Origin of the sequence: Streptomyces sp. NPDC006207 (assembly GCF_040613835.1) — a bacterium.
Lineage (GTDB): Bacteria > Actinomycetota > Actinomycetes > Streptomycetales > Streptomycetaceae > Actinacidiphila.
Map to the genome: position 1 here is coordinate 43008 of NZ_JBEXSX010000069.1, position 8478 is coordinate 51485.

At 72.3% G+C, this 8478-nt stretch carries 7 protein-coding genes; 5 read left to right on the forward strand and 2 right to left on the reverse strand.

Annotation, left to right across the window (positions count from 1 at the left end):
- Window positions 1-33 precede the first annotated feature (33 nt).
- Entirely contained in the window at window positions 34-249 is a 216-nt protein-coding gene (locus ABZ312_RS37400; RefSeq protein ID WP_499511058.1) for an I78 family peptidase inhibitor, read from the forward strand.
- 119 nt (window positions 250-368) lie between these two features.
- On the opposite strand, the gene ABZ312_RS37405 is transcribed toward ABZ312_RS37400, so the two are convergent.
- Window positions 369-1373 carry a phosphatase PAP2 family protein gene (locus ABZ312_RS37405; RefSeq protein WP_500328524.1) on the reverse strand — a complete coding sequence of 335 codons (1005 nt, stop codon included), beginning with the start codon at window positions 1371-1373 and terminating at the stop codon, window positions 369-371.
- A gap of 679 nt (window positions 1374-2052) precedes the next feature.
- Between ABZ312_RS37405 and ABZ312_RS37410 the strand changes: the two genes are divergently transcribed.
- The gene (locus ABZ312_RS37410; RefSeq protein WP_500328522.1) at window positions 2053-3684 is read left to right on the forward strand and encodes an MFS transporter; all 1632 of its coding nucleotides are present in this window, start codon (window positions 2053-2055) and stop codon (window positions 3682-3684) included.
- Window positions 3685-3766: 82 nt separating this feature from the next.
- Window positions 3767-4951: an acyl-CoA dehydrogenase family protein gene (locus ABZ312_RS37415; RefSeq protein WP_500360028.1), complete on the forward strand. Its 1185-nt coding sequence runs from the start codon at window positions 3767-3769 to the stop codon at window positions 4949-4951.
- Between the two features lie 61 nt (window positions 4952-5012).
- On the opposite strand, the gene ABZ312_RS37420 is transcribed toward ABZ312_RS37415, so the two are convergent.
- Window positions 5013-5462 carry a cell division protein SepF gene (locus tag ABZ312_RS37420; protein ID WP_499511054.1) on the reverse strand — a complete coding sequence of 150 codons (450 nt, stop codon included), beginning with the start codon at window positions 5460-5462 and terminating at the stop codon, window positions 5013-5015.
- 292 nt (window positions 5463-5754) lie between these two features.
- Here ABZ312_RS37420 and ABZ312_RS37425 point away from each other — a divergent pair, with 292 nt between their 5' ends.
- On the forward strand, window positions 5755-6897 hold the full coding sequence (locus tag ABZ312_RS37425; protein WP_500328517.1) for a DUF5685 family protein: 1143 nt from the start codon (window positions 5755-5757) through the stop codon (window positions 6895-6897).
- A 389-nt stretch (window positions 6898-7286) separates the two neighbouring features.
- Window positions 7287-8348: a S1 family peptidase gene (locus ABZ312_RS37430; RefSeq protein ID WP_500328515.1), complete on the forward strand. Its 1062-nt coding sequence runs from the start codon at window positions 7287-7289 to the stop codon at window positions 8346-8348.
- Window positions 8349-8478 lie beyond the last annotated feature (130 nt).

Genomic DNA, 8478 nt, shown 5'->3' on the forward strand with positions numbered 1-8478 from the left:
CGTCACGGCTCGTGTGCGCCTACGGTTGCTCTCATGGCAACCGATCCGAGTGCCGCACGGCAACCGCAGGACGAACCGGACACCTACGTCGGCCTCGGCGCCGACGAGGCCGAGCGCCGGGCCACCGAGCGTGGCTGGAGCATGGTGCGTGCCCTGCCGCCGGGCGCCGTCATCACCATGGAGTACCGGGTGGGCCGGCTCAACTTCACCGTCGAGGGCGGCCGGGTGACCCGATGCTGGAGCGGCTGAAGGCCCTCTCCCCGCATCCCCGCACGACGAAGGCCCCGGCCGCCCCCGAAGAGGGGCGGCCGGGGCCTTCGTACGGGCGCGGGCGGGGCGGGAGGTGTGCGTACCTGCCCCGCGGGCCGTCAGCCGGTGGCGCCGCGGCCGCGGGCCACGCCGGCCTGGCCGACCGGTGCCGGGCGGCCGGGCCGGTCCGCGGGCGGGCGGCGGCTGCCGGCCGGGGTGACCGGGGTGCGTTCGTGGCGGGTGGTGTGCGGACGTGCCGGGTGGTGCGGTACGCCGGACGCAGGTGTCGTCGCGCGGCCGCTGAGAACGACGGGCTCGAGTACGCCGTCCGGGTTGTCGGAGAGCTGCACGGAGGCCGGCGCCGTGTTCGCGGCGGGAGCCGTGGCGGGCGCCGTGCGGGTGCCGCGACGGCGCGCCCAGGCGGCCGTGATCCGCTGCTCGGCCGAGGCCATCAGCGGCTCGAACCAGGGCAGTGCCAGCAGGATCAGCAGGCCGGCCGCCCAGCCGAGCAGGACGTCGCTGACCCAGTGGGTGCCGAGGTAGATGGTGGTCATGCCGACGCCCAGCGCCAGCAACGCCGCGATCACGGAGGTGACCCGGCGGACCCACGGGGTGGTGGCCAGATAGGCCAGGACCCCCCAGGTCACCACGGCGTTCGCGGTGTGACCGGAGGGAAATATATCGCCGCCGGCGAAGAGCTCGGCCGATCCGGCGCTGGTCGCGTAGTGCGGGCCGAGCCTGCCGAGGCCGTACTTCACCGAACCCACGGTGACGTTCAGCAGGAGCAGCGACGTGCCCAGCACCAGCAGTGGGTGCAGGGTGCGGTGGCGCCAGGCGCGCCAGCCCAGCCAGGAGGCGACGATCACGGCCGTCGGGCCGCGCTGGCCCAGGACCACGAAGTAGTCCAGGAACGCGTGGATCTGCGGCCACTGCTTGTAGGGCCGCCACATCATGACCTGCCAGTCCAGGGTCACGAGCTTGGACGTGGTCAGGACGGCTACGACGATGGCCACATAGGCCACGAGCGTCGATCCGAACAGCAGCACGCGTGTCCGGCTCATGCCCGGTGGCGCCTGGGCTGTCTCGGGCTCCTCCATGAGGCGAAGCTTGTCATCGGTACGCACTCAATCGACGTTACAGCGTGTGATGGCGGAGTTCGGCCGGAAGGCCGGGTTCGTAATGACGATGTGATGTGGACTGCGTCTCACTCCACCCATTGGCCGTAGTGCGGACGTGCACATTGAGCCGAATGCGGGAACTCCTTGATTTTATGTTTCGAAGTGCATGCGGAGGATCTTGGGAAATCGCGCGTTCGATTTCCGCATGCCCTGTTTATCTTTGATTACCCGTCACTTCTCCTGGAGTTCGCCTGCCATTCCGGCGGGGCGGTCGGGTTCCCTGCGCGCCGTCCGTCGCGGCCCCGGATCGCAGTCGTGACCTGGGAGATTCCCGATCGGCGGGCGTGTGAACGCGCGCGGCGGGCGTACGCGTTGAACCGCGCGCCCCGCGCTCGGGGTGCATACGACCGGAACGGGCGGGTACACGCCACCGAGTCGGCGGGCGGGGCCGTTCCGTTCCCGGCGGGAGGCCCGGTGCCGCGCGGTACCGGAAATGTCCGGCAGGTCTCCGGCGGATGGCCGTCACGTGACGACGGCCACGTCGGAACGTGACCCGCGCCACCCACCATCGGCGCGGACTCGCGTAGTCTGACGACTTCACTCGCCCTCGTCGCTGGGTTCCCCCGGGACCGTCCCCCTCGTCCTGCCCAGGGACACCGCGAGCGCACCGCTGGGAGGTACGTACATGACAGGGACGTCCTCGGCCGGCATTCCCGGGCCGGCCGCCGTCCCACGGCACACTCGGCCGGTCAACCGCTGGACCGTGCTGATCGTCCTCTGCGTCAGCCTGCTGCTCGTCGCCCTCGACGCGACCGTGCTGCACGTCGCCGTTCCCGCGGTGAGCGAGGACCTGCGCCCCGGCGCGATAGAGCTGCTGTGGATCGTCGACGCCTATCCGCTCGTCGCCGCGTCCCTGCTCATCCTTTTCGGCACCCTCGGCGACCGCGTCGGAAGACGCCGGATCCTGCTGCTCGGCTGCACGATCTTCGCGGCCGCCTCGGCGGTGGCCGCCTTCGCCCCCGACCCGCGCGTCCTCATCGCGGCCCGGGCCCTGCTCGGCGTCGGCGGCGCGATGATCATGCCGGCCACGCTGTCGATCCTCCGGCAGGTCTTCCCCGACCGCCGTGAGCGGGCCGTGGCCATCGGCGTGTGGAGCGCCGTCGCGGCCGTCGGCGCCGCCGTCGGGCCGGTCCTCGGCGGCTTCCTCGTCGAGAACTTCTGGTGGGGCTCGGTCTTCCTGGTCAACATCCCCCTGATGGCCGTCATCCTTCCGGTGGCCCGCTGGCTGCTGCCGGAGTCCCGCGGCGAGCTGGACGGCCCCTGGGACGTGCTGGGCGCGGTCATGGCCGCGCTGGGCATCCTCGGCGCCATCCTCGGCGTCAAGAGGGTCGGCGGAGGCGCGGCTCCGTACGAGCCCTCCGCGCTCGTCCCGCTGCTCGTGGGCCTGACCCTGCTGGTGCTGTTCGTGCGCCGGCAGCGCAGGCGCGAGCACCCGCTCATCGACATACGCATGTTCGTCAGGCCCGCCTTCGGCACCTCCGTGGGCTGCATCGTGCTGGCGCTGCTCGCCCTCGTCGGCCTGGAACTGATCGCCGTCCAGTACCTGCAGCTGGTCCTGGGCCTGAGCCCCCTGCAGACGGGGCTGCGGCTGCTGCCGCTGACCCTCGCGGCCATGGGTGCCGGCCTCCTGGGCTCCCGGATGCTCGGCCGCTTCGGGCCGCGCGTCATGGTGAGCTCCGGTTTCGTCCTCACGGCCTGCGCGGTGCTCGTGCTGACCCTCATGGGCCAGCACGACCGGCCGGGCGTGCTGACCACGGGCTTCGTCCTGCTCGGCTTCGGGCTGGAGACCACGCTCTTCGGCGCGTACGAGTCCATGCTCAGCGACGCCCCCGCCGAGCAGGCGGGCGGCGCCGCCGCGATCGGCGAGACCTCCTACCAACTGGGCGCCGGCATCGGCATCGCGCTGCTGGGCAGCGTCATGAACGCCGCCTACGCCCCCGGCGTCGCCCGGGTCCCCGGGGTGCCGGCGGACGCCCGCGTCTCGGCCGGGAAGTCGCTCGGCGAGGCCTACGAGGTCTCCGACCGCCTCGGCGGTACCGCCGGAGCCTCCCTGCGGCACGCCGCACGGCACGCCTTCGTCCACGGGATGCACATCACCCTGGTGGTCAGCGCCGGTCTGCTGCTGCTCGGCGCGGTCGCCGCGCTGCGGCTGCCCCGCCGCATGGAGTGCGGCACGGAGGCGTCCGAGCGGTCCGCCGCCCCCGGGATCCCGGCACCGCGCGAGCACGCCCTGGCCGGGGCCGACGTGTCGCGCTGAGCACACCGTCGGGGGCTTTACCCGTCCACGCCACGGAAGTAGCTTCGTCCGCGAAGCGCAGTGATCACCGGAGAGGACGACGATGTCCGCTGGAAAGCCGCAGTTCGACCCGTACGACCCGCTCGGCATCGACGACCTGCTCGACGACGAGGACCGCGCCGTGCGGGACACCGTGCGCGGCTGGGCCGCCGACCGCGTGCTGCCGCACGTGGCGGACTGGTACGAGCGCGGCGAGCTGCCCGGGATCCGCGAGCTGGCCCGCGAGCTCGGCTCGATCGGCGCGCTGGGCATGTCGCTGGCCGGCTACGGCTGCGCGGGCGCCACCGCCGTCCAGTACGGCCTCGCCTGCCTGGAGCTGGAGGCCGCCGACTCCGGCATCCGCTCGCTCGTCTCCGTGCAGGGCTCGCTGGCGATGTACGCCATCCACCGGTACGGCTCCGAGGAGCACAAGCAGCGCTGGCTCCCCCGGATGGCCGCCGGCGAGGTCATCGGCTGCTTCGGGCTCACCGAGCCCGACCACGGCTCCGACCCGGCGGGCATGCGCACCCACGCCAAGCGCGACGGTTCCGACTGGGTCCTGAACGGCCGCAAGATGTGGATCACCAACGGCTCGGTCGCCGGCGTCGCCGTGGTGTGGGCCCGCACCGACGAGGGCATCCGCGGATTCGTCGTGCCCACCGACACCCCCGGGTTCTCCGCACCCGAGATCAAGCACAAGTGGTCGCTGCGCGCCTCCGTCACCAGCGAGCTGGTCATGGACGACGTGCGCCTGCCCGCCGACGCCGTGCTCCCCGAGGTCACCGGCCTGCGCGGCCCGCTCAGCTGCCTGAACCACGCGCGCTACGGGATCGTCTGGGGTGCCATGGGCGCCGCGCGCAGCAGTTTCGAGGCCGCCCTGGAGTACTCCCGCACCCGTGAGCAGTTCGGCCGGCCCATCGGCGGCTTCCAGCTGACCCAGGCCAAGCTCGCCGACATGGCGCTCGAACTGCACAAGGGCGTCCTCCTCGCCCACCACCTCGGGCGGCGCATGGACGCGGGCACGCTCCGTCCCGAGCAGGTCAGCTTCGGCAAGCTCAACAACGTGCGCGAGGCGATCGAGATCTGCCGCAACTCCCGGACGATCCTGGGCGCGAACGGCATCTCCCTGGAGTACCCCGTCATGCGGCACGCCACCAACCTGGAGTCCGTGCTCACCTACGAGGGCACCGTCGAGATGCACCAGCTCGTGCTCGGCAAGGCGCTCACCGGACTCGACGCCTTCCGGTAGGCGGGCAGGCGGGCGGGCAGGCCGTGGCATCGGCGCCGGGTTCCGGCGCCGACGCCACGGGTCAGTTCTGGTTGAAGAAGCCGTCGCCGCCGCGCTTGCTGTCGGCGTTGACGACCAGGTAGTCGGGCGGGGTCAGCAGGAACACCCGGTTGGCCACGCGGTCGATCGAACCGCGCAGGCCGAAGGTGAGGCCGGCCGCGAAGTCGACGACGCGCTTGGCGTCGGCGGGGTCCATCGCCGTCAGGTTGACGATCACCGGGACGCCTTCCCGGAACAGCTCGCCGATGCCGCGGGCGTCCCGGAAGCCGTCCGGGGTGACCGTGGCGATCCGGCGGCCCTGTTCCTCCGCCGAATCGGAGGCCACGCGCACGCGGGGGTCGGTGACCCAGGAGTCGGGGGAGGACGTCTCGGCGCCGTCGCCGTAATCGGCGTAGTCCTCGTCGTAGTACTCCTCGGCGCTGTTGTCGTCGACGAGTCCCAGCCAGGCGCTCGCCCGTCGTACCGATCCCATGGACGCCTCCTCTCGCACGCGGTCAGTTTGCCGTCCGCACCCCTATGGTCGTCCATGATGCGGATGATGCGCCAAGCGGATACCCACCGTGGGGTGGATTCGTGACAGACCTGGTGCATAAATCGCACTAGTGGCCCCCAGGTACCCCGTGGAATATGGCTCCTGACGGATCATCGGAAAGGGTCCCGCTCGGTAGGGTGATGGCTCACCGCCGGACAGCCGAACGGGCGGCGTACAGAACGACCAGCCGATGACGTGTTCCATTGCTGCGAATGACGTACGGGGGATTGTGATGTTCGGAATCGTCAGACCATGCCGGCACCGTCTGCCGGAGAAGCTGGCCATAGCGTGGACGGCCCATCTGTGCGGGCTCTGCCTCGCCCTGAGGGACGACCACGGTCAACTGGCCAGGGTCGCCACGAATTACGACGGGCTCATCGTCTCGGTGCTGGTGGAGGCCCAGTCGGGGTGGACGGAGGACGGACGCCGTACCGCCGGGCCGTGCCCGCTGCGCGCGATGCGGACCGCGCCGGTGGCCAAGGGGGAGGGCGCGCGGCTGGCCGCGGCGGTCTCGCTGGTGCTGGCCTCGGCGAAGATGCGCGACCACATGGCGGACGGCGACGGTCTGCTGGCGCGCCGTCCGGTCGCCGCGGCGGCGCGCACGGTCGCCCGGCGCTGGGACCGGGCGGGGGCCGTGACCGGTTCGGGGCTCGGCTTCGACACCGCGGTGCTGGTGGACGCCGTGGGCCGGCAGACCGCCGTCGAGGCGGCCGCCGGGCCCGGTACCTCCCTGCTGACCGTCACCGAGCCCACCGAGACCGCCACCGCCGCCGCGTTCGGCCACACGGCGGTGCTGGCCGGACGCCCCGGCAACCGTGCCCCGCTGGAGGAAGCAGGCCGGCTCTTCGGCCGCCTCGCCCACCTGCTGGACGCGGTGGAGGACCTGGCCGCCGACGCGGCGGCGGGCGCGTGGAACCCGCTGACCGCCACCGGGACGAGCGTGGACGAGGCGCGGCGGCTGTGCGACGACGCGGTGCACGGGGTCCGGCTGGCCCTGCGTGACGTGGAGTTCACCGACGGCGCGCTCGCCCACGTCCTGCTCGCCCACGAACTGCGCCGTTCCGTGGACCGCGCGTTCGGGGCCTCGTGCGCCCACCACCCGGGCCCTGGTGGCCCCGGCGGGCCGGTGCAGTCGCCCTGGCTGACCCCCGGCCCCCCGCACCAGCCGGGCCCCCGCCGCGGGCTGCTCATGGGCTGCGCGGTGTTCGCGGGGCTCTGCTGCACGTGCCAGATCTGCTGCCGGGACCACTACGACGACCCCTGGACCGGGAAGCGGCGCGAAGGCTGGTGCTCCAACTGCGACTGCTCCGGCTGCGACTGCGGCTGCGGTGACGGCTGCTGCTGCGACTGCGACTGCTGCGGCTGCGACTGCTGACGGGGACACGCCGGCCCTCCCCGCGACGACGGTGACCGGTGCGGGCGTTCGACGTGCCGGGCCCGGCGGGCGGGGGCGGGCCGCGGCGCAGCCGCCCGTTCGCGCCAAACCGGGGGTGGTGCGCGGGGGCGGCCGGCGGGTGGCGGCGGCGGTGGGCCCACCAGGTGATACACCGTCACAGCGGTTGACCCGGGGGAGCCGCCGGGGCGTTTCGGGTACGTGACGCGGCCGAAACCCGCCCTTGTGCGCTTGTGCATGACTCTGAATACTCCCGTGTGCGCAGCACTTGTCAGGGGCACGCCACCCCCACAGTACGGCGGCGCCCTCGCTGCGCCTCACCGGCCCGCGCTACGCGGGTCAACTTCCGTTCCCCCACAGGAGGAAAACGCGTGAGGATCAAGCGCACCACCCACACCCCCGTCCCGAGACGTGCACGGCTGATCGCCGTGGCGTCCGGTCTGCTGGCGGCCACCGCGCTCACCCTGCCCGCCGCCCAGGCCGCTCCCGCGCCCAAGGCCTCCCCCGAGGCCGCGGCCGCGCTCACCACGTCCCTCGGCACCGCCTCCACCGCCGGTTCGTACTACGACGCCAAGGCCAAGACCATGGTCGTCAACGTCACGAACGACAAGGCGGCCCAGGCCGTCAGCGCGGCCGGCGCGGTCCCGAAGTTCGTGGCGCACAGCACCGCCCAGCTGGAGAAGGCCGGGAAGGCCACCCTCGCCGCGGACATCGCGGGCACCTCGTGGGTCGTCGACCCGAAGTCCAACCGCCTGGAGGTCACCGCCGACAGCACGGTCACCGGCGCCGAACTCGCCACGCTGCAGAAGGCCACCGCCTCCTACGGCGACGCGGTCACCTTCCGCCGCACGGCCGGCACCTTCAAGCGGCTGATCGCCGGCGGCGACGCCATCTACGGCGGCGGTTACCGCTGCTCGCTCGGCTTCAACGTGCGCAGCGGCAGCACCAACTACTTCCTGACCGCCGGGCACTGCGGTGAGGTCGCGTCCACCTGGTACTCCAACTCCAGCCAGTCCACCGTGCTGGGCTCGAACGTCAGCTACAGCTTCCCGACCAACGACTACGCGCTGGTCCGGTACAGCAACACCTCCGTGACCAAGAGCGGCACGGCCGGCAACACCGACATCACCAGCGCCGGCAACGCCTTCGTGGGCCAGGCCGTCCTGCGTGACGGCTCCACCACCGGCATCCACAGCGGTTCGGTCACCGGCCTCAACGCCACCGTCAACTACGGCGGCGGCGACGTGGTCTACCAGATGATCCGCACCAACGTGTGCGCCGAAGGCGGCGACTCCGGTGGCGCGCTGTACACATCCGGCGGCATCGCGCTGGGTCTGACCTCCGGTGGCAGCGGTAACTGCAGCGTCGGCGGGACGACCTTCTTCCAGCCGGTGACGGAGGCGCTCAGCGTCTACGGCGTCAGCGTCTTCTGACCCCCGGGCAGGTCCACGCCCTCCCTTCCGTCACGGACGTGGCCCCGCGGCCCCCGCCCCCCCGGCCCCGCCCCCATTGTGCTACTGTGTCGCCGGCCGATCCGCGGCAAAATCCTCCATGCCCCGCCCA

Excerpts from the sequence above, each read along its gene's own strand:
- ABZ312_RS37400 (WP_499511058.1), top strand. The coding sequence starts at position 34 with ATGGCAACCGATCCGAGTGCCGCACGGCAACCGCAGGACGAACCGGAC.
- ABZ312_RS37410 (WP_500328522.1), top strand. The coding sequence starts at position 2,053 with ATGACAGGGACGTCCTCGGCCGGCATTCCCGGGCCGGCCGCCGTCCCA.
- ABZ312_RS37420 (WP_499511054.1), bottom strand. The coding sequence starts at position 5,462 with ATGGGATCGGTACGACGGGCGAGCGCCTGGCTGGGACTCGTCGACGAC.
- ABZ312_RS37425 (WP_500328517.1), top strand. The coding sequence starts at position 5,755 with ATGTTCGGAATCGTCAGACCATGCCGGCACCGTCTGCCGGAGAAGCTG.
- ABZ312_RS37415 (WP_500360028.1), top strand. The coding sequence starts at position 3,767 with ATGTCCGCTGGAAAGCCGCAGTTCGACCCGTACGACCCGCTCGGCATC.